At 35.7% G+C, this 22,307-nt stretch carries 18 protein-coding genes and 4 tRNA genes; 15 read left to right on the top strand and 7 right to left on the bottom strand.

Annotated features, from left to right (window positions below):
- Positions 1-6: 6 nt before the first annotated feature.
- From A3EE_RS0113740 to A3EE_RS0113715, 6 genes are all read right to left on the bottom strand, one after another.
- Positions 7-390: an STAS domain-containing protein gene (locus A3EE_RS0113740; RefSeq protein WP_018344021.1), complete on the bottom strand. Its 384-nt coding sequence runs from the start codon at positions 388-390 to the stop codon at positions 7-9.
- Positions 391-421: 31 nt separating this feature from the next.
- Positions 422-1,354, bottom strand: a complete 933-nt coding sequence (locus A3EE_RS0113735) for a phosphoribosylaminoimidazolesuccinocarboxamide synthase (RefSeq protein WP_018344020.1) — start codon at positions 1,352-1,354, stop codon at positions 422-424.
- 126 nt (positions 1,355-1,480) lie between these two features.
- A complete protein-coding gene (locus tag A3EE_RS0113730) occupies positions 1,481-3,073 on the bottom strand; it encodes a toxin-antitoxin system YwqK family antitoxin (protein WP_051081619.1) in 1,593 nt (530 codons plus the stop codon).
- 2 nt (positions 3,074-3,075) lie between these two features.
- Positions 3,076-4,257 (bottom strand): acetyl-CoA C-acyltransferase, encoded by a 1,182-nt coding sequence (locus A3EE_RS0113725; protein ID WP_018344018.1) that lies wholly within the window; start codon positions 4,255-4,257, stop codon positions 3,076-3,078.
- 140 nt (positions 4,258-4,397) lie between these two features.
- A complete protein-coding gene (locus A3EE_RS0113720) occupies positions 4,398-5,108 on the bottom strand; it encodes a tetratricopeptide repeat protein (RefSeq protein ID WP_018344017.1) in 711 nt (236 codons plus the stop codon).
- On the bottom strand, positions 5,105-5,878 hold the full coding sequence (locus tag A3EE_RS0113715; protein WP_018344016.1) for a VWA domain-containing protein: 774 nt from the start codon (positions 5,876-5,878) through the stop codon (positions 5,105-5,107). Before A3EE_RS0113715 ends, A3EE_RS0113720 begins: the two co-directional genes overlap by 4 nt.
- Positions 5,879-6,190: 312 nt before the next feature.
- On the opposite strand from A3EE_RS0113715, the gene A3EE_RS0113710 reads away from it, so the two are divergent.
- The 15 genes from A3EE_RS0113710 to A3EE_RS0113640 all read left to right on the top strand — a co-directional run bounded on the left by A3EE_RS0113710 (position 6,191) and on the right by A3EE_RS0113640 (position 19,773).
- Positions 6,191-6,277: transfer RNA gene (locus A3EE_RS0113710), tRNA-Ser, on the top strand.
- 79 nt (positions 6,278-6,356) lie between these two features.
- Positions 6,357-6,431: transfer RNA gene (locus tag A3EE_RS0113705), tRNA-Pro, on the top strand.
- A 489-nt stretch (positions 6,432-6,920) separates the two neighbouring features.
- Positions 6,921-6,994 (top strand) — tRNA-Arg (locus A3EE_RS0113700).
- 59 nt (positions 6,995-7,053) lie between these two features.
- Positions 7,054-7,128: transfer RNA gene (locus A3EE_RS0113695), tRNA-Pro, on the top strand.
- A 269-nt stretch (positions 7,129-7,397) separates the two neighbouring features.
- On the top strand, positions 7,398-8,618 hold the full coding sequence (locus A3EE_RS0113690) for a site-specific integrase (RefSeq protein WP_018344015.1): 1,221 nt from the start codon (positions 7,398-7,400) through the stop codon (positions 8,616-8,618).
- 171 nt (positions 8,619-8,789) lie between these two features.
- Positions 8,790-9,467 (top strand): response regulator transcription factor, encoded by a 678-nt coding sequence (locus tag A3EE_RS0113685; RefSeq protein WP_018344014.1) that lies wholly within the window; start codon positions 8,790-8,792, stop codon positions 9,465-9,467.
- The gene (locus tag A3EE_RS0113680) at positions 9,464-10,744 is read left to right on the top strand and encodes a sensor histidine kinase (RefSeq protein WP_018344013.1); all 1,281 of its coding nucleotides are present in this window, start codon (positions 9,464-9,466) and stop codon (positions 10,742-10,744) included. The genes A3EE_RS0113685 and A3EE_RS0113680 overlap by 4 nt, the downstream gene beginning before the upstream one ends.
- Positions 10,745-10,811: 67 nt before the next feature.
- Positions 10,812-11,279, top strand: a complete 468-nt coding sequence (locus tag A3EE_RS0113675) for a PepSY-like domain-containing protein (RefSeq protein ID WP_018344012.1) — start codon at positions 10,812-10,814, stop codon at positions 11,277-11,279.
- A 566-nt stretch (positions 11,280-11,845) separates the two neighbouring features.
- Positions 11,846-13,135, top strand: a complete 1,290-nt coding sequence (locus A3EE_RS0113670) for a TolC family protein (RefSeq protein WP_083921276.1) — start codon at positions 11,846-11,848, stop codon at positions 13,133-13,135.
- Positions 13,136-13,146: 11 nt separating this feature from the next.
- Positions 13,147-14,082 carry an efflux RND transporter periplasmic adaptor subunit gene (locus tag A3EE_RS21460; RefSeq protein WP_157447029.1) on the top strand — a complete coding sequence of 312 codons (936 nt, stop codon included), beginning with the start codon at positions 13,147-13,149 and terminating at the stop codon, positions 14,080-14,082.
- Positions 14,083-14,099: 17 nt separating this feature from the next.
- Entirely contained in the window at positions 14,100-14,621 is a 522-nt protein-coding gene (locus A3EE_RS0113660) for a PepSY-like domain-containing protein (protein WP_083921275.1), read from the top strand.
- 77 nt (positions 14,622-14,698) lie between these two features.
- Entirely contained in the window at positions 14,699-15,343 is a 645-nt protein-coding gene (locus A3EE_RS0113655; protein ID WP_157447028.1) for a DUF2490 domain-containing protein, read from the top strand.
- A gap of 1 nt (position 15,344) precedes the next feature.
- Complete coding sequence (locus tag A3EE_RS0113650; RefSeq protein WP_018344007.1) at positions 15,345-18,461, top strand: efflux RND transporter permease subunit; 3,117 nt, start codon at positions 15,345-15,347, stop codon at positions 18,459-18,461.
- An 83-nt stretch (positions 18,462-18,544) separates the two neighbouring features.
- Positions 18,545-19,306 carry a COG4705 family protein gene (locus A3EE_RS0113645; RefSeq protein ID WP_018344006.1) on the top strand — a complete coding sequence of 254 codons (762 nt, stop codon included), beginning with the start codon at positions 18,545-18,547 and terminating at the stop codon, positions 19,304-19,306.
- 44 nt (positions 19,307-19,350) lie between these two features.
- The gene (locus A3EE_RS0113640) at positions 19,351-19,773 is read left to right on the top strand and encodes an EamA family transporter (RefSeq protein ID WP_018344005.1); all 423 of its coding nucleotides are present in this window, start codon (positions 19,351-19,353) and stop codon (positions 19,771-19,773) included.
- Positions 19,774-20,300: 527 nt separating this feature from the next.
- Here the strand turns inward: A3EE_RS0113640 and A3EE_RS0113635 are convergent.
- Entirely contained in the window at positions 20,301-22,301 is a 2,001-nt protein-coding gene (locus tag A3EE_RS0113635) for a heavy metal translocating P-type ATPase (protein ID WP_018344004.1), read from the bottom strand.
- Between the last annotated feature and the right edge of the window lie 6 nt (positions 22,302-22,307).

Here is a 22,307-nt window from a genome sequence, read left to right as displayed (position 1 = left end):
CGTATATTATTCTGCAGACTCTTCGTCTTCTAAACCATTTTCAATTTCATGAAGAAATACCGCATCGATACCTTCTTCAACTGTATTCAATAATGTCAAGATCGTATCAAGTTGAGAAATCTTCAATAATTTCATTACGTGATCATTTACATTACACATTACAAATAACCCGCCGCTATTAGCGCACACGCGATTACCGATTAAGATTGAACTCAATCCGGATGAATCCGCATATTTTACATCACTCATGTTTAAAATGATGTTGTTAAAACCTTCAGCATTTAACGTAACCAATTCAGTTTTTAAATCGGGTGCAGTGATCGAAGTTAACTTCTCTTCGTGTAATTGGAACAGAACGTATTTCTCTGTTTTTTCTATTGTAAATTTCATAAGTTCGGATGTAAAATCGAAATGTGATTATTTATAAAGCTGTTAAAATATTTTTCAAAATACGTTGTTCAGGATTTGCTTCAGTTGGTTTTATAAACTTTTCGCCAATCACTTTTTCATATAATTCTATGTAACGATCTGAAATACTTGCAACGATTGCATCTGTCATTTCAGGAACTTTTTGTCCGTCTTTTCCCTGGAAACCATTTTCGATCAACCATTGACGCACAAACTCTTTAGACAATTGTTTTTGTGCTTCGCCTGATTTCTGGCGTTCCGCATACCCCTCAATGTAGAAGTAACGAGATGAATCGGGTGTGTGGATTTCATCGATCAGATAAATTTTATCCCCAACCTTACCGAATTCATATTTTGTATCAACCAGAATCAAACCTTGTTTAGCCGCAAGCTCTGTACCACGTTGAAATAAAGCCTGTGTATATTTTTCAAGCTGAACATAATCTGCTTCGCTTACAACACCGCGCGCTAACAGGTCTTCTCTTGAAATATCTTCATCATGTCCTTCATCTGCCTTTGTAGTAGGAGTGATGATCGGAGCGGGAAGCTTATCGTTTTCTTTTAATCCTTCAGGCAATGCAACACCGCATAAGATACGTTTGCCTGCTTTGTATTCTCTTGCTGCATGGCCTGCTAAATATCCGCGGATTACCATTTCAACTTTGAAGGGTTCGCATTTAACACCTATGCTTACAGATGGATCCGGAGTAGACAGGATCCAGTTCGGAACGATGTCTGAAGTTTGCGCAAGCATCTTCGCCGCAATCTGATTTAACACTTGACCTTTGTATGGAATTGCTTTTGGCAATACAACATCAAAAGCCGAAATGCGATCGCTAGCTACAACAACCAATTTATCTGCGAAGTGATATACATCACGTACTTTACCTTTATAAAACCCAGTTTGTCCTGGTAATTCAAAATGTGTTTCTTTTATTGCATTCATACAAGCGTACTATAATCTTTCAAAGATAGTTTCAAAAAATGAGCTTTAAAAGCGAATAAAAATGGAAATGGTTAATTTATAGCTATTCCGTACGATTTTTTAACCACATTTTAGAAAAATCAGCCTTTATTCGAATACTTTTTCCGAAACCATAAAGTTATTCTTATAAAGTTCTTTTTTTACTAATTTCCCTGCAGCAGAAAAAAACTTCCATTCCCCATGCTTGTTGTCGTTGATGTAATTGCCCGAAGTTTGTAAAACTCCGGTGTCATAAAACTGTTTGTATACGCCGTATTTTTTATTGTTTTTGTAGATGATCGATTCAGCAAGGGCTGCATTAGGATGATAATATAAAAACGTACCTGTGCGGATGTTGTACGAATAATATTCTTTGGAAGATAATACACCATTTTCATAATAGGAAAGTACTTCACCTAAGGTCTTACCGTCTGTGTAGGGAGTTTGCTTATTCAGTTGACCGTTTTTATAAAAGAGTTTTACCAAACCATTCGGAACAAACGTACTGCCCGTTGCCTGCTGTTTTACAAGGTATGTACCTTGTTCTTTTAGCTCACCTGTTTCATAAAATTTCTTCTGAACAACTTCCGTACCTTCGTTCGAATATTTTTCAGTTTTACTTATTTTTCCATTTTCAAAATAGCTTGTATTATCGCCTGTTTTGATTCCGTTTTTATAATGATATACATGTTTAGGTGTTCCTGTATCGTACCATCCGCGGTTCTCTCCGTTAAGTTCTCCATTCAAAAATGCCCCTTCAAGTATCAGCTGGCCGTTACTGCTGTAACTCTTGAATGTACCTTGCTTTTTACCTTTCTGTAAGATCGATTCGGTTTCAAGCTGACCGTTTTCATAATAGGTTTTAAAGGCACCGTTTAATACTCCATAGGCATAATTTTCTTCCGTACGAATGCTGCCCGAAGGGTAATACGTTTTTGTTACACCATGCTGTGTATTGTCCAGATAATTCGACTCAGAAAACAATTTACCATTTCTGAAATATTGTTTTACAGCACCATCCAGAATGCCGTTTTTATAACTGGCGTCTACACGCTTTTCTCCTTCTGGAAAATAAGAAGTAATGATGCCATCTAATTCATCGTTTGCATAATTTCCTTTTTGAGAAAGTGTTCCGTTTTCAAAATAGCTTATAAATGAACCATTACGAACACCTTTAGAAAATTCAGACTCAATTTTTAATTTGCCACTGTTGTAATATTCCTTATAAGTACTGTCCGGAATATCGTTCAATAAAAAGCATGTTTTAATTAATTGTCCGTTGCTGCTGTAGTATTTATAAGCTGTATAAGGCACCTCGGTTGTATACTTTCCTTTTACTGGAGTGTAGACTTCTTTTGCAATTACTGTTCCGGATTCGGTATAGTAATATGCCGTGTCCATCTTAACATTGTTTTTATACGTTACTTTATATTTTACCAATCCATGACCGTAGTACAAAGTGTATGGACCTTGTTTTTTATTGTTCACATAAAAACAATGTATCAGTGTATCTCTGTTTTGTGAGAAGGAGTAGTAGTAACCATTTTTGATTGTTGAATCGGTTGGCAGCACTTGGTATTCTTCGCGTACAGGTGTACTGATGCCAATGGAATCATAGGCATCATAATGTGTGTACACCACTTTTTGCGCAGCAGCGGAAAGTGATAAAAGGAAAAATACGACGAAGAAACGAACTGACATAATTAACTTAGATTTTCGATAACCAATGCGCTTGAACCGCCGCCGCCATTGCAGATTCCGGCAACACCCAAACGAGCATTGTGTGTTTTTAGTATATTCAATAACGTCACTACGATGCGTGCACCCGAGCAACCGATCGGGTGACCAAGAGATACAGCACCACCCCATATATTTGTTTTGTTAGCATCTAGTCCTAACTTTTGATTCAGGGCAAGACAAACAACTGCAAAGGCTTCGTTCAATTCAAAATAATCAATGTCTTTTATAGTAAGACCAGCCTTCGTAAGCGCTTTGTTAACCGATAACTCCGGTGCGGTTGTAAACCACATCGGGTCCTGTGCTGCATCCGCATAAGATATAATTCGCGCTAACGGTTTCAGATTGTATTGCTTCAATGCTTCTTCGCTCACCAAAAGTACTGCTGCTGCGCCATCATTGATCGATGAAGCGTTTGCAGCGGTTACTGTACCTTCTTTATCGAACACTGGTTTTAATTGCGGAATCTTATCAAAATTTACTTTCGTGAATTCTTCATCGGTATCCACAACCGTTTCCTGTCCGGGTTTACCAGGGATTGTAACTGGAGTAACTTCCTTTTTGAATACACCATTTTGCCACGCAGCAGCTGAACGTGTATACGATTCGATTGCGTATGCATCTTGTTGTTCACGGCTGATCTTTAATACTGCTGCAGTATTTTCTGCGGCGTTGCCCATGTGACAATTATTGTATACATCCCACAAACCGTCTTTGATAATGCCGTCTGTAAGTATTCCATTGCCTAGTTTATAACCTTGTCTGGCTTTATCTAAGTAGTACGGCACATTCGACATACTTTCCATACCACCGGCAATTACGACATCCGCATCACCGCACATAATCTGCTGTGCAGCCAGTATAATGGCTTTCAATCCGGATGCACATACTTTATTTATTGTTGTAGCTTCTGTTGCGTCAGGTAATCCTGCAAACTTAGATGCCTGTCGGGCCGGAGATTGTCCAAGACCTGCGCTCAATACATTTCCCATATATACATTTTGAACAGCTTCTTTGGGAAACTGAATCGAATTTAAACAGCCTGAAATAGCTGCTGCTCCAAGTTGTGAAGCACTTAAAGACGAAAGACTACCAGCTAAGCTTCCAATAGGAGTGCGGCTTGCAGCGACAATGTATACAGGTTTCATAAAATGTTTTACGTTAGATGTGTTACGTTTTAAGAACGCAATTATTATCAGATTCGTTTTAAATAAAGGCGTTTAAATTTTACGCAAATGATTGTGTATTGTTTTTCTTAAAACATATTACTTAGAACTTATTACCTAAACTACCAGTCCGGTTGATTCATGTTTTTCGGAACGTGTTTTTTTACTTTTTGATAATATTGAGATTCCTGTTCCTGAATGTATTCTAATATTTTTTCTGCGTGTTGTTTGCTTAAGCGTTTTTGTTCGTACAACATGCGGAAGTACATATCGGATTGACTTGAACCATCCGGGTTAAAGGTATTATCTGTTTTTTTATTTTTACTATCTGGATTATTTTGAGAATCCTGAGAATTACCTTCACCTTTGCCACCACCTGAAGAACCAGGATTCGTTTGTTTTTGCAATGTTAATTTTAATAATTCATAGTTGTACGCTGCATGTGTATTAGTAGGATTTACACGCAGCGCTTCTTTGAAATAATAGATAGCTAATTTATAGCGTTTCGTGCGATGCTGTATAACACCCAACTGACAAAGCGCTGTAGAACGTATCAATTGATCCGGACTGAGAGAAAGTTCTGTATACAGCTTGGCTGCAGCGTCATAACTTTGTGCTTTGTAATGCGCGTGTGCCAGATTTAATTTTATCGGATCCGAATTGGGTTCGTATGCAGTAAGAAGTTTATCGTAGTAGTTTATGGCTTCGCTGTAGTAATGTGTTTTGTATGCTTCAGCTGCTTTTATTTTTAACGTATTGGAATCTTCGATCTTATTAAAATAAAACCAGAAGTTTGTAAAAAACTGAATGAATAGAAAAAGTTTCAGCATCATATTTCAACCGTTTTAACTGTAATTAAAACATCTAAAATAATTAAACCAAGAGCGATATATAAAAAGTAATAATATTTATTTCCTGTTACATCAATTTTTGATAAACCGCTGCTTTCGCCTTTGTAGTTTCGAATCTTAGAATACAATGCAGGCTCATTATTTTGCTTGCTGCTTACTTCATAGTACGTTGCTTTGGTTACAGAACATAACTTTATCAATGCTTCCTTATGAAGAATGGATACCACATCTTCATTGTTCTTATCTTTTTTATATGTTTTTTGAAACGGTATACGACTGCCCATCTCTGTGCCGATACCTACAATATTAAATGCTGAAAAGGCATCCGTTTTGTTTGGCTGCACATCCGTGTCTATGCCTTCTCCATCAGTTAACAGAACAACCACTGTAGGCTTCGTGTTGCCTTCTTTGTTGTACGTGTTTAAATACGTATTGCTCAATCGTATCGCATCGTAGGTATTTGTGCCTGTATTATCGAACATATCTGTTGTGGCAGTGCGTTCGAATACTAAAAAAGTTTCGTGGTCGTAGGTAAGCGGACAAACAATAGATGCTCCTGTTGTATAGGCAATGATGCCAAATTGATCCGTGGGATTTTGATTTACAATGTTGTGAATGATGGTATGAGCTTTCTCCAGTCTGCTGGGTGAAACATCCCGGGTATCCATAGAAAGGGAAACATCCAGTAAGAATAGTATGTTTTTGGATTCAACAACAATATTGGATTTATTTTTACCAAAAGAGGGGCCCATTAAGGCAAGTACAATACATGCGAGAACGATACATCTGAGCATGAACTTCATGTAGATCCGGAATCGGATATTGGCACGTGTTTTTTTTGCGATGTTGTTGATCCGCAGAAAAAATATCCCATTTATCAGTAGAAAAAGTCCTACAGATATATAAATAAACCAAGAGATGGGAGAGTGGAAGTGCATGTCTTACAATGAGATTCTAAGCTACGAATTGCCCTTTACAATTCAAAAATTAAATATTTGTGGAAATCTTTTGCACTATACTATGGTTTATTAGAAACAAAATATTACCTTTGTGAAACTTTTAAGGGAGAGGTGACTGAGAGGCCGAAAGTAGCCGTTTGCTAAACTGCCGTACGGGCGACCGTACCGAGGGTTCGAATCCCTCCCTCTCTACAGAGCAGCTTAAAATAGTTGTTGAAATTCTACGAAAGTAGTACACGTTCTTTAAATAAGTGAAGGTTTCCTTCTCGTTCGGGGTGTAGCGTAGTCCGGTCATCGCGCCTGGTTTGGGACCAGGAGGTCGCAAGTTCGAATCTTGCCACCCCGACTTTTAAAGTTTCAGGTTCACTTGAAACTTTTTTTGTTTAAATAACCTACAGAATGGTAGTAGGTTGATAAATAAAGTATTGACTCTGTAGTTCAGCTAGAAAGTACATAATGACTCCGTAGCTCAGCTGGAATGTTGAGCATCCCGTTTAAGACGGGAAGGTCAAGCGTTCGAATGAAGAACGTTTAGAAAGAATAAAAAGTATTGACTCCGTAGCTCAGCTGGAATGTTGAGCATCCCGTTTTAAGACGGGAAGGTCAAGCGTTCGAATGAAGAACGTTTAGAAAGAATAAAAAGTATTGACTCCGTAGCTCAGCTGGAATGTTGAGCATCCCGTTTAAGACGGGAAGGTCAAGCGTTCGAATGAAGAACGTTTAGAAAGAATAAAAAGTATTGACTCCGTAGCTCAGCTGGAATGTTGAGCATCCCGTTTAAGACGGGAAGGTCAAGCGTTCGAATGAAGAACGTTTAGAAAGAATAAAAAGTATTGACTCCGTAGCTCAGCTGGATAGAGCAACTGCCTTCTAAGCAGTAGGTCAAGCGTTCGAATCGCTTCGGGGTCACATGTAAGGAACAGTGTTGTTCCTTTTTTTGTCTTGTTTGTGTTGTTGTTTTTATTGTTCGGGGTGTAGCGTAGTCCGGTCATCGCGCCTGGTTTGGGACCAGGAGGTCGCAAGTTCGAATCTTGCCACCCCGACATTGAGAGAAGCAATTCTCTTCAAAAGCCTTTGAATCGTATGATTCAAAGGCTTTTTGTTTTTATCCACAGCATATTAAATCATTATTTTTCAGAAAAAATGTGACCTATTCGGTTACCTTTATTATACTTGCAGTTAGGTAACCGAATAACAGTTAACCATTTGATATACAACATATTATTTAGTTCTGTTTACCTTAATTCGGTTACCTGTTTATGACTGTTTAGTGACCTAAAAATCACCAAACAAAATCAAAACAAATAATATCATGCAAGTAAAAAACACATTCTCAATTCTGTTTTGGATTAACAAATCAAAAGTTAAAAATGGCGAAGCCCCAATCTGGGCAAGACTTACAGTTGATGGAGCAAGAGTAGAAATTTCTATCAAAAGAAGTATTAATCCGGAGAATTGGAATTCAGAGAAAGGACAGGCAAAGGGAACAAAAGAAGAAATGCGGACACTCAATAATTATATAGACCAGGTTCGTCTGCAGATTTTAAATTGTCAGCAACAGTTAATGGCAGATAAAAGACTAGTAACTGCAGAAGCAATAAAAAACATGTATCAGGGGAAAGATGAAAGAGAGCATTCATTGATGTCATTAATACATTACCATAATACAGAGTTAAAAGAGACACTGGAGTGGGGAACAATGAAAAACTATCATACGACCCAAAAGTATGTTAGTCTCTTCCTTAAAGAGAAGTTACACACCTCGGACATTTTTCTATCACAGCTCAATTATAAATTTATTTTTGACTTTGAAATGTTTGTTAAAGGGTATCAACCGGTGGACCATCATAAGCCATGCGGACAAAATACTGTAATGAAACATATTGAAAGATTACGCAAAATGATAAACCTGGCTATCCGCAACGAATGGCTTTTAAGAGACCCATTTGCAAAATTCAAACCTACCTTTGTTAAGACAACGAGAGAATTTTTGACAGCTGAAGAACTAATGAAAATTGAAAATAAGGAATTTTCCATTCAAAGACTTCAGCAAGTTAAAGATCTATTTGTTTTTAGTTGTTATACAGGGCTAAGTTATATTGACGTAATGAATCTCAGTAATGAAAATATAAGCCTTGGAATAGATGGTGAATTATGGCTGTATACAAATAGACAGAAAACAGACAATTCTGTTCGTATTCCTGTTTTACCGAAAGCTTTGGCTTTAATTGAAAAATATGAGTTACATCCCAAAGCATTGGCTGAAGGAAAGTTGTTTCCGAATATTTCTAATCAACGATTAAATAGTTATTTGAAAGAAATAGCAGACCTGTGTAGCATTGGTAAAAATCTAACTTTTCATCTAGCCCGCCATACATTTGCTACTACTATAACATTAACAAATGGAGTGCCTATGGAGACAGTCAGTAAATTATTAGGCCATAGCAGCATACGTACTACTCAAATATATGCTAAAGTAGTAGAGAAGAAAGTGCGCGACGATATGAATATGTTGAAACAAAAATTGGGGTAGTCTTCGAATGTCAATGTCAAGGTAAGCATTTAGAATGTTTATAAATGGATTTTTTATTCGATATTACTTATTGGAACAGCAACTATAATAAAAATAGCAATTCAGAAATTATTCCAGAAATATTACAAAATTGGTTTAATATATTGTACCTGATTTTGGCATAAATACATTATGAAGATACTTGTTATAGAAGACGAAGCAGGAATGCTTCATAGCATTACAGCATATTTTGCTAAGTCCGGCTATGTATGTGAAGTAGCAACTACGTTTGCAGAAGCAGAAGAAAAAATTCATCTGTATGAATACGATTGTGTTATTCTTGACATTACGTTACCGGATGGGAATGGCCTTGATATTCTGGAACAGCTTAAAAAGAGAAAATCACAGGCTGGCATCATTATTCTGTCTGCTAAAAATTCGCTAGATGATAGGGTAAAAGGGCTAACGCTGGGAGCCGATGATTATTTACCTAAGCCCTTTCATCTTACAGAGCTGAATGCAAGAGTTGTCGCTATTCTAAGACGACTGAAGTTTGATGGTAGCAATGAAGTAACTATTGGGAATATAATTCTTAACCTTGATACCAAAAAAGTTTACGTTGATAAAGAAGAATTGATTCTGAAAAAGAAAGAATACGAACTGTTACTTTTTTTTATTTCGAATAAAACACGCATCATAAGTAAAACATCATTGGCAGAACACATCTGGGGAGATAACGCAGATAGGGCAGATTCCTTTGATTTTTTGTATTCACAAATTAAAAACCTTCGCAAAAGGCTACTGGAATATAAAGCCAACTATAATATCGAAGCCATTTACGGTATTGGATATAAATTTGTAAACGTATGAAACTATTAAATATTACCACAAAGTATTTTTTGATTCTGATTTTGACAATGCTTCTGATCTGGTGTGCCGTTTTTTACTTTTCTCTGCGCTGGACTATATACAAGGACGTTGATGAATACCTTACTCACAGGCAACATGAAATAAATAAATCGTTTAGCAAGAACCCTAGACTTATTACAGATAAAACTTTATATCACACAGATTTTAAAGTAAAGGCGATATCTGAAAAAGAGTATGAGAAATTTTTACATAAATATGAATTTGGAAAGTTTAAAGATACAGGAATGCATGATGAACTGGAAGATGAAGAAGAACCTTTTCGTAAAATGGAATCTGTTTTTACAAGTAATGGTAAGTATTATAAGCTCACTATTATTGCTTCTCTTCTAAATTCGGAAGAATTACTGGCAACTATTTTAGTAGACATTCTTATTTTTTCTATTCTACTGTTTGGATTAGTTTTTATTCTCAACAGAGTATTGCTTCGCAAGCTTTGGAATCCGTTTTATGAAACCATCTCGAAAGTAAAACAATATAAATTAGACAACGACAGTCGGTTGGAATTGGCACCTACCAATATCATTGAGTTTAAGGAATTAAATAATTCGGTGGAAGAACTCATTCAAAACAACCGTAAGGTATATATGAGCCAGAAGCATTTCATTGAAAATGCTTCCCATGAAATGCAAACACCTCTAGGTATCATTCAAAATAAAGTTTATATGCTGATGGAAGAGCCTACACTTACTAATAGTCAGGCAACCATTATTGATGATATAACCGAGCATGTAGAAAGGTTGTCTAGATTGAATAAAACATTGCTGTTATTATCCAAGATTGAGAACAAACAATTCGCAGAAAATGAACCCATACAAATTACTCAATTGATTGAATCCTGTTGCGAAGATTTTTCAGATCTGATTGAATTTAAAAAACTTGATTTAAAACTCGAAAAGTATGCTTCCCCAGTAATAATAATGAATGTCGACCTTGCAAGAATTCTATTTTCTAACATCATTAAAAATGCTATTAACCACAATATTAATAATGGATTTATTACCATATCTATTGAGGTAAATCAAGTGACAATAGCAAACAGTGGTAAAGAATTATCTGTAAATCCGGAAACACTTTTTGAACGCTTTAATAAGAGGACAGATAATTCACATTCTACGGGTCTAGGTTTGGCTATTGTTAAAACTATTTGTCAGTTATACGGTTTTCATATTTCATATTCCTATAAAGAAAGTACACATTCACTTATAATATTTTTTTAGAAATTCCAGAAATCTTACAACATTACGGTTTATTCTTGTGTATCAATTCACTTAAAATGTTATAATTATGAAAAAGATCACATTAATAACTGCTTTATTAATATCAGTATGGTCAGTACAAGCGCAAAAGATTGAACCGCAAAATGTCCCTGCATCGGTAACCCAAAGTTTTAATAAACTTTTTCCGGATGTGGTAAGTGTAAAATGGGAGCTGGAAGAAGACAATTATGAAGCGAAGTACAAGAAGAATGATATTAAATTTGAAGCTATTTTTTCAAGTACTGGAACACTCATTCAAACAGAAAAAAGTTTAAGTTCTCCGAATGACCTTCCTTTACCTGTGTTGAATGCATTGAAGAAAAATTTTTCTGGATTTACATACAAAGATGCTGAAATGGTAACTGCCGCAGATGGTGAAGTACTTTATGAGGTAGAAGCGGAAAATGCTTCTATTACTTATGAACTGTTGTATGATGCCAATGGCAATATTGTAAAGAAAGAATCTATTGAAGAGAATGGGAAGAAAAACAAATGATAAATAGCAGGATAAATAAAATGTGGAGCTAAAAGTTACGTTAACTCCACATTTTATTCTGTTATTCCAGAAATATTACAGAATCTGAATAAAGATTGCATGTATGTTAAGCTAAAAAGATTAAAAATAAAAAATGTTATTTTATCATTTAACAATGATAAGTATTGTACAAGCCCAAAGCATATAAAATAAAGATATTCCCAAATCCATAGTTGCCACCTTTTCAAAATTATATCCTCAAGTAAAAAACTCAGATGTTAAATGGAAGCTGGATAAGGGTAATTACAAAGCTGAAAACTGGCTTGCCACAGAAATAGAAATAACGCATAAAGATTTACCACAGCCAATAAAAGATTCTCTTAAAACAGATGAATTTAAAGATTGGAAAGTAACGGAAATTGAACAAGTAGAAAATGTTCAGCATAAGATACTATATGAATTAAATATGTTGAAAGACGGTAAAGAAAATGAGATCACTTACGATCCGAACGAAAATTTTATAAGTAAAGAAGAATAATAATTACAAGTTGTTTATTAGTAGTCGTTTTTAGTTACAAAGTAGTATTATGCTTTTAAAACAAACTGTCCTTAGCTGTATTTTATGGATGTCTACACTAGCATGTATGGCACAAAATGATTTGAGCTATTATATAAATCAAGCTGTATTAAATAGTCCATTAATACAGGATAATCAAAACCTTAGTGATGCAGCTAAGGCAGAAGCTGAAAGGCTAAAGGCATTTTATACCAAACCACAGATTACTCTAACTGCAAATTATTTGTTTGCTCCTGTTATTTCATCTGACAATGGTAAGAATGAATTGATTTTGAATCCTAGCGATCCGGTAAAATATAATGGTTACGATATGGCAGCCAGTAATGGTGGGGCGTATCAGGGATTACTCAACGTCAATCAGCCAGTTTTAAATGGTATAAGGGGACGTACAGCTTCCGAGCAGATATTAGTTACTTCAAAGATAAACGAAAATGCTATACGGCTTACTGCACACGATATAGAAAAATTTGTAACCGATCAATATATTCTTTGCATACAAGATTTGAAGCAAATGAATTATTTGAAAAGTTTAATAGCAATAGTGGAAGACCAAAAAAATATGATCTCAAAGTTGGCTGCTAATGGTATAGCAAAACAATCTGATCTAAGCTTAATTACAATTGAATACCAAACCCAGTTCAATGCATGGAATACATTCAATGCTACTTACCGCAGGGATTTAATGGATTTGAATATACTCTGTGGCATCAACGATACTTCTTATGTAATTCTGCCTGAAATAAACCTGAGTTTGAAACAAGAAGAAATTGCGTCTTCCGCTTTTACAGAAAGGTTCAGATTGGATAGCCTCAACCTGAGAGCAACACAAAAAATGTTTGACTTGAAATATAAGCCTCAACTAAACCTGTATGCAAATACTGGTTTAAACGGAGTGTATATCCCTTCTGCTCCCAATCGCTTTGGTGCAAGTGCTGGCGTAAGTTTTACTATGTTTTTGTATGATGGTAAACAACGAACAATTAATAATAAAAGAACAGAAATACTTATTCGTTCTACAGAATCCTATAAGAATATTTTCATTATCCAGAATACCGTTAGGAAAAGTAAAGCACTTACAGAAATACGGATGCTGGAAGAAAGAATGACAATCACCGAAGCTCAGTTAGAAGAATATAAAAAGCTGATGGATTATTATAGGCAGGAAGTTCGCAACGGCCAGCTTTCAGTTGTTATTTATATAAATGTTTTGAAGAGTCTGGCATTACTGCAACGTGATTATGTACTCATGCAGGCTAACAAACAACTTTTAATCAATACATATAATTATTGGAACTGGTAATGAATTATAATATGGATAGTATCAAAAAAGGTGTTTTATATATGAGTTTTTTGTGGTGTGGAATGACCATAATATCTTGTAAACACGAAGTGGATAGCACTGTAGAGAAATCTACACCCGGAGTTCCTGTGAATGTTGTTGCTGTTTCTAAAGGCAATATTGGAGAGGAGGTAACGTTGATGGCTACTTCAATTTATCTGAAGCGCAATCTTCTTACAGCACCTGTTCCTTCATTTATAATTGATGTAAGGATAAAGCTTGGAGATAAAGTGAATAAGAATGATGTACTGTATGTATTGGAAACTAAAGAAGCAAGAGCTTTTGGTGGTAATTATATTGGCACAGACAGCACATTGAGGGATTTTGGAAGGATTGTGATAAAAGCTCCTTCAGATGGTATTATAAGCACTCTTGACAAACAACAAATTGGTGATTATGTATTGGAAGGAAATCCGCTTTGCACGATAGCCGAAAGCCGGAATTTAGCATTCCAGATTAATGTTCCTTACGAATATGTTCATTTGCTCAAAAAAGATAGCTATTGCAGCATTCTTCTTCCCGACAATAAAGAGCTGAAAGCACGTATTGTAGCTCCTTTGACCAGTATGAATGTATTGGCACAAACGCAGACGTATCTTGCCAAACCAATAGAGACACTCTTTCTTCCTGAAAATCTGATCGCTTCTGTAAAGCTTACTACACGGGAGAAGAAGGGCGCTCAGTTATTACCTAATGCCTGTTTATTGAGCGACGAAGTAATGAAGAATTTTTGGGTGATGAAACTTATCAATGATAGTATAGCCGTAAAAGTAGTTGTGCAGCCAGGAATTAAAAACGACAAATATACAGAAATTGTTTCTCCTCAATTTATTACAGGGGAACGCATTTTATCTGAAGGAAATTATGGATTAGCTGATACTACACTGGTTAAAATTCAGAAAGATTAATTGTAAAATATACTTAAATGAAATATAGTATTCTATTCATGTTTGTTGTTTGTACGTTCTTCAACGCTGTTGCACAAGAAAGAAAACTAAAATCGGGAGAAGTTCCATCTCAGATAAGCAGCTATCTAATGCAACAATATCCGGCAGCCGAAGATATAGAGTATTATCATAAGAAAGAGAAAGACAGCACTTTTTACGAGGTTGAGTTTGAATTGTCAAATGCAGATTATAATCTGAAATTTTCAGTAGAAGGTGAATTATTGGAAACAGAAAAGGAAATAGATTTCGATGAATTAAGTCCTATTCTGAAAGAAAAAATATTGATTGTAATGAAGGATAACTTTCGAAAAAGTAAAATCGAAAAGGTGCAGGAGGTTGATCCAATAGGTATAAAGAGATATGAGGTTACAGCAAAGGTGAAGCATAAGGGTAAAAAAAATAATTTTGAAAATGGAGTTTATACATTGCTGTTTGATCAGGATGGTCGGTTACTGAAAATGGAACAAGAAGTACTAAATTCCATCGACTCAGTTTTTTAAGCATGAAAAACAAGTTGGTAATAATATTTATTTTATTGTTTTGTAATTGCTTAATTACATTTAGTCAAACTAACAACTTGCCGGGTATTATTCCATCCTTTTTTTATAAAGGAAAAGTTAACAAGCGTTTTGATTACAATATATTTACTTCATGTACCTTTATTCCGGTAAAGTCTGTGGAGCAAGGTAAGCAATACACGACAAGATTTTCTGAAGTTTTTCTTCAATCAAGTATTATTTATAAGTATTCAAAAGATGTGAATTTTGCTCTTGGTTACACATATATTGCAGGAAATAGTTTCAGTGAAAAAGTGGAAACGCAGCATCAGATATGGCAACAGGCTATTGTCGAACATCGCATATTCAAAGGGTATATGTTACATAGATTTCGCCTCATTGAAAATATTAATAATAAGCCTTCTATTTTATTGAATTATCAAATCGCATTCGAGAAGCCTTTGCAAGGTAGGGTTTTAGATGTAAAAGAATTTTATTTTTCTTTTTTTAACGAAGCATTTTTGAATGTATCGTCATTTCAAACAAAATTTTATACAGCCGATTGGGCTTTCATTGGAATAGGATATAAAACACCGAATGCCGGTAGGATTGAAGTCGGACCTTTGGTACAAACAATATTCAATTCTAATAATAACCATAGTACATTGTTCCTATTGCAGATTCTTTGGTTAACAGATTATACAATTCATAAACGTAAAAAATAATATGGAATCAAAAAGCTATTTTCAGATTTTATCAAAACCGATTCTGTTGGTTGGTGTTATGCTTTTGATAGGTGGTATATTTTCTTATACCCGTATGCAAACAGCATTATTTCCTGAAGTAAGCTTTCCTAAGATTACTCTTATTGTGGATAATGGTCAACAGCCTATTGACAGAATGATGATTACTGTTACGAAGCCGCTTGAAAGTGCCGTGCGGAGAGTAAAAGGCGTGAGCGTTGTAAAAAGTAGTACGAGCAGAGGAAGCTGTGTGATTGAAGTCTATTTTAAATGGGATGAAGTAGATATCTATACGGCCAAGCTTCAAATGGAAAGCCGGATCAACGAAATTAAAAATATGCTGCCACCGGGTGTAAATATTTCTGTGGAAGCCATGAATCAGTCGTTGTTTCCTGTGTATGGATATACATTAGAAAGTAAAAATCATAGTCTTATTGCTTTGAAAGACAATGCAAATTTGGTAGTAAGACCAGTATTTGCACAGGTCGATGGCATTTCAAATGTTGTAGTCAGAGGGGGTAAGTCAAAAGAATTGGTTGTTATTCCAGATGCTGTAAAAATGTCTAGCCTTGGCATTACACCTCTTGCATTGATCACTGTATTTAATAATAATAATTTTGTTCAATCCAATGGCTATCTGTCTGATTACAGGAGGTTATACCTAACTCTTACAGACATTAGGGTAATGGATGTCGATGATTTAAAAAATGTGGTAGTTAAAAATGATGGAAGCAGAACAGTAACGCTGAAAGATATTGCAACTATTGATATTCAGGAACAACAGGAGTTTATAGTCATTAATGCAAATGGAAACGATGCTGTAGTAATAGACCTTGTAAAACAACAAGGTGTAAATCTTATTGATTTTGCAGACAATATAGAAGTTAAAGCTGAAGAAGTTCGAAAATTGCTCCCTCCGGGTATCGAATTGAAATCGTATTACAATCAGTCTGCCTTTGTAGGTGATAGTATCCACAGTGTACTAAAAACAATTTACGAAGGACTGTTCTTGGCGATTGTTGTTATGATTATTTTCCTGCGTTCTTTCAGAGCCAGTCTTGTTGTTACACTTACCATTCCAGTTACTGTAGCGTTTACCATACTTATACTATATCTAACTGGAATTTCTATCAATATTATGTCGCTTGGTGCAATTGCGGCCTCTATTGGGTTGATTATTGATGATGCCATTGTGATTATAGAACAGATATACCGTGGACACGAAGAACATCCCGAGAAGAGTAAATACACTGTTGTCAGAGAAGCAATTAAAGATTTGTTTCCTGCTATGATTGGATCCTCGCTTGCAACGATAGTGATTCATTTCCCATTCCGTTTGATGAGTGGTCTTGCAGGAAGTTTTTTTAAAGAATTATCCGACACAATGCAAATCACCATGATCTGTTCTTTCTTGGTAACATGGCTTTTACTACCTGTATTGCACCTGATGATTGGATATAAAGCTCCTAAAAAAGCGCATCATAGTAATACTGGAGACACACATAAATTAGCCTGGCTGACATGGTTCTTTAACAAGCCCGCTTTTGCAAGTATATTTATCGCAATCATAGGCTTCTGGGCATTTACAGTCTTTGGAAAACTTGAAACAGGTTTTCTGCCTGATCTAGATGAAGGGACCATTGTTTTGGATTATTATACTCCTTCGGGAACTTCATTGGAGGAAACGGATAGAATACTTCGGGAAGTAGAAAAAATAATTATTACAAACCCTGATGTAGAAAGTTATTCCAGGCGTACTGGAATTCGCATGGCCTTCAAGACAGTGCCTGCTAATTTTGGAGATTATTCCATACAGTTAAAAAAGGACAGAACACATACTACTCCCGAAGTGATAGATGAATTGCGCAAGAAAATAGAAGTTTCGCAGCCTTCTTTAGCAGTATCCTTTGGTCAACGAATAGCTGACTTGTTGGGCGATTTGATGAGTTCTTCAAATCCTATTGAAATAAAAATATTTGGTAATGATCAAAAAATACTGGAAAAACTTTCTGTACAGGCTGAAGCAATATTGAAAGAAATACCTGGAGTAGAAGATATAAATAATGGCTTAGTAGTGGCAGGGCCATCTGTTGTATTCATACCCGATCAACAAAAACTTGCACAGTTTAAAATAAGCCTAGTAGATTTTCAGAACCAACTTTCGGCATATACAGGTGGTATTCCTTTAGGGCTCAATGCTAACGTGCCTATGCTGTCTCCCGCCCAAATGGCCATGGCCGGAGGTATTCAGGTAGGGCAGATACAAGACGGAGAGCAAATGCGAAGGATACTTTTGCGCTTTACAAACTTCAGTGATAATAGCCTGGAAAAAATTAAAAGTCAGCTTATTTTCCTGCCCGACGGTACAGTAAAACCGCTCTCGTTTTTCTGCGAAATAAAAATAATACCTGGTGATATTGAATTAAAAAGAGAGAATTTAAAATCGGACGCTATATTAACAGCCCGACTTAACGGACGCGATTTAGGTAGTACCATTAGTGAAATACAGGAAAAGTTTAAGGCAAAACTAGCACTTCCAACCGGTTATTCAATTGTGTACGGCGGGGCTTATGCAGAACAGCAGGCATCTTTCCATGAATTAATGCTTATACTCATTGGGGCTATTTTATTAGTGTTTGCTGTTCTGGTATTTTTGTTCAAGGAGTGGCTTATTTCAATCCTGATATTATTTATTTCTGTAGGAGGTATTACTGGCTGTATTCTTGCGCTTTACTATACTGGCATCCCGCTCAATGTAAGCAGTTATACAGGTATTATTATGATCGTGGGTATTATAGCAGAGAATGCAATCTTTACAGTCAATCAGTTTTTCTTTAATCTAAAGGAAACAGGAGATGTAGATCGGTCGATTAATTATGCCATAGCTTTGAGAATTCGCCCCAAGCTTATGACTGCAATAGGAGCGATACTTGCCTTAATGCCACTTGCATTAGGTATTGGTTTAGGAGCTCAGATGCAGCAGCCACTAGCAGTATCGGTAATCGGTGGATTTGTAGTAGCCATGCCTTTATTGTTGTTTGTGTTTCCAACAATGATGCGAGTTATTTATTATAGAAAGAACAAAAAAGTACATGAATAAATGATTCATTTATAGTAGAGATCAGATCTTGCTTTCTGGCTCATATCTGTAAATATTATTATAAATTAGATAGATTAACAATTATGATTAAGAAAATTGAAGCATCTAAAATAGCAGAGATTACTCTTTTATTTTGGTTAATGAAAATTTGCGCTACAACACTTGGTGAGACTGCAGGCGATCTTTTGTCCATGACACTAAATGTTGGCTATGCCATTAGCACACTTATATTATTAAGTGCCTTTGTGTTGATACTGATTGGACAGCTCTTTTCAAAACGCTATATTCCTATCTTATATTGGTCAGTCATATTGGCAACAAGTACAGCTGGTACAACAATGTCAGATTATATGGATCGTACCCTTGGTTTGGGTTATGCAACAGGTTCACTTATATTAGTAACAATTCTTATATTAATTTTATGTATATGGTATTTCACTGAAAAATCATTGTCAGTTACAAATATTAAAACATTAAAAGGAGAGTTGTTTTATTGGGCAGCAATATTATTTTCAAATACATTAGGTACCGCTCTAGGCGATTTTTTAGCAGATGATTCTGGGCTTGGTTTTTCTGGCGGTGCAATATTTATAAGTTCTATATTATCTATAATTGTATTACTGCATTATTTCTCCAAAATTTCCCCCGTTGTGTTATTTTGGATAGCATTTGTTTTAACCCGCCCCTTTGGTGCAACATTTGGCGATTTACTGACCAAGACACAACAACAAGGAGGGTTTGGCTTTGGAACAACAGGAACATCATTTATTCTGTTTGTTATACTTATCGGTTTTATTGTTTATGAAACCATTAAAAAAAACAAAAGTTTTAATACTGTTGAATAATATTTAATAGCTTTAATTTAAAATCGAATTAATTAGATAATAAAATGGAAAGATGGGTTATATATGCAATAGTATCCATGCTGTTTGCAGGCCTTACGTCAGTGTTGGCAAAATCTGGGCTTAAAGGAATCAGTTCTGATCTGGGTTTGGCGATACGCACAGCAGTTGTTTTTATTTTGGTTACCTTAAATGTTACTGTACTTACCGGAGTAAAAGATTTTTCTAATCTTACGAAGAATAATCTGATTTTTCTGGCGCTTTCAGGTCTTACAACATCGCTGTCGTGGATATTTTATTACCGTGCGATGAAGGAGGGCGAAGTATCCATGGTGGCTTCTATCGATAAGGCAAGTATTGTAGTCACCATTCTTTTATCGTTTCTTATATTGAAAGAACCGATGACCGCAAAGCTTTTGGTAGGTGGTGTCTTTATTTTAGTGGGTATGATGATTTTAATTTGGAAATAATCATACCTCTTAAATCGTATTGATTAGATTTCAGTTTAAGGTGATGTGTTTCCACCTCGAACCGCTCCGGTTTTTTTATAAATCGGTTCTGATGATTCCTGATAATTTAAACGAAAAGTTTATATGTATCAGATATTGTCAAAACCGAACATCTTTACCTCCTCAAGTGATTCTACTAAAAGTCTTACAAGCCGTTACATCATGTGTAGCAATAGGTATTAAAGTTTTTGCCTAATTTAAATTATGGCGATTTTCAATAAAATAACGAAACAAACCCTTCAAGGATTCGTTTCGTTATTTTATTGAGGTAAATGGCTCTTATTTATATTAATCCTTCAAGGGGGGCAGCATTATCATCGCAATCTACATTAGAGTGTGTTTTTTTTATCGTCAATATATTTGATTTTACATTTTTTTTAAAATTACCATTTCACAGTTAAGACATTTTGAAAATGTATAAAAAATAATTCTTGATAATTTTATAAAAAAACTTACGATATACAAAAGCTTTTTTATTTAGATCTCTATTATAACTTAATTTTTTGAATCCGTACCGCATTTAAAATTGCGAGTAGTGCCACGCCAACATCTGCAAATACAGCCTCCCATAAGGTTGCTAAACCTCCTGCGCCTAAAATTAAAACAATAGCTTTTACAGCAAATGCCAGCGATATATTCTGCCAAACAATGCGTTTGGTAAGCTTCCCGATTTTGATGGCAGAGAAAATTTTATAAGGCTGATCATTTTGAATAACGATATCTGCAGTTTCAATTGTTGCATCCGAGCCTAATCCACCCATTGCAATACCTGCATCTGCTAGGGCTACGACAGGAGCATCGTTTACACCATCACCAACAAATGCTATTTTCTTACCTTCGTTTTTAAGAGCCTGTACTTTTTCTACTTTACCTTCAGGAAGCAAATCTCCGTAAGCAGCATCAATACCTAAAGTCTTTGCTACAGCATCCACTACAGCCTGCTTATCGCCTGAAAGCATAATAGTCTTAATTCCTAGTCCATGCAATGCTTTAATCGCTTCTAAGGCATCTTCTTTAATTTCATCGGCAATAGTAAGGTAGCCTGCATATTTGCCGTCTATGGCCGTTACAACAATAGTGTCAGTGATGTTCTTAATCTGTTCGTCAAAGGAAATGTTGAACTTACTTAATAATTTAAGATTGCCTACTAATACTTGTTTGCCTTCAATTGTTCCTTTCAATCCATGACCTGCAATTTCCTCTACGTTTTCAGCATCAGGTAATTCCTTAATAGCAGCATAAGCAACTACTGCTTTTGCAATCGGATGGGTTGAATGTGTTTCTAATGCAGCGGTAAATTTTAAAAGACTGTCTTTATCTATGCCTGTAGGTTCTACTTGCTGTACCTTGAAAACACCCTTTGTCAGCGTTCCTGTTTTGTCCATCACAACCGTGTCAATTTCAGTCATGACATCTAAATAATTAGAACCTTTAAATAAGATACCATTTCGGGAAGCTAATCCAATGCCACCAAAGTAGCCCAATGGGATGGATACAACCAGCGCACAAGGGCAGGAAATGACAAGAAATACCAACGCTCTATACAGCCAGTCATTAAAAACATAATTATCTACAAAGAAAGATGGTACAACAGTAATCGCAATAGCAAGGAATACCATTACGGGCGTATACCTTCGTGCAAACTTGGAAATAAATAATTGAGTCTTTGCTTTTTTTGCTGTTGCATCCTGTACAAGCTCCAATATCTTGGATAATTTGCTGTCTTTGAAAAGGGCAGTAACTTTTACCTCAGATACTGTGTCTAGGTTTATCATTCCTGCTAATACAGGTTCCCCCTTATACTTATTGTCAGGCTTGCTTTCTCCTGTAAGTGCAGCGGTATTGAAGGATGCTTTTTCAGAAAGCAGTTCTCCATCTAATGCTATTTTTTCTCCTGACTTAATTTGAATGGTTTCACCAATAGCCACTTCAGAAGGATTTACTTTTTCTGCTTTCCCATTACGAAGCACATTTACTTCATCGGGACGTATGTCTAACAATGCTTTGATGGATCGTTTTGCTTTTTCCACCGCACTATCCTGAAATAGTTCGCCTATCTGATAAAATAGCATCACCGCAACACCTTCAGGATATTCCTTTATGTAGAATGCACCAAGTGTCGCAATACTCATCAGCATGAACTCATTGAAGAAGTCTCGACGCAGAATAGAGCGGTATGCTTTTTTTAGCACAGGCCAACCAATGAGCAGATAGGGGATAAGATAATATGCTAATCGGACATAGCCCTGAAAGAAATCCAATCTGTGAAATTTAGTTACTTGATGATCGACAATGATTCCTCCTATTAGTAATAGAAAAGAAATTATAGCTGGAAGATAATTCTTCCAGCTTTGAGGTTCTTCTTCTGAGTCCATGGCATCATGGTCGTGTCCATCACCTTCTTCGTGATCGTGTTTATCGGTAGCTTGCTCGACTTCTTTTTTGTTGTCAGATTCATCATCACAATTCTTGCAATTATCTTTATTCATTGTAGT

The sequence above is a fragment of the Cytophaga aurantiaca DSM 3654 genome, from assembly GCF_000379725.1.
In the GTDB taxonomy this organism is placed as follows: Bacteria; Bacteroidota; Bacteroidia; order Cytophagales; family Cytophagaceae; genus Cytophaga; species Cytophaga aurantiaca.
The sequence above is the reverse complement of the archived record's forward strand: the minus strand, read 5'-3'. Positions and strand labels throughout refer to the sequence as shown.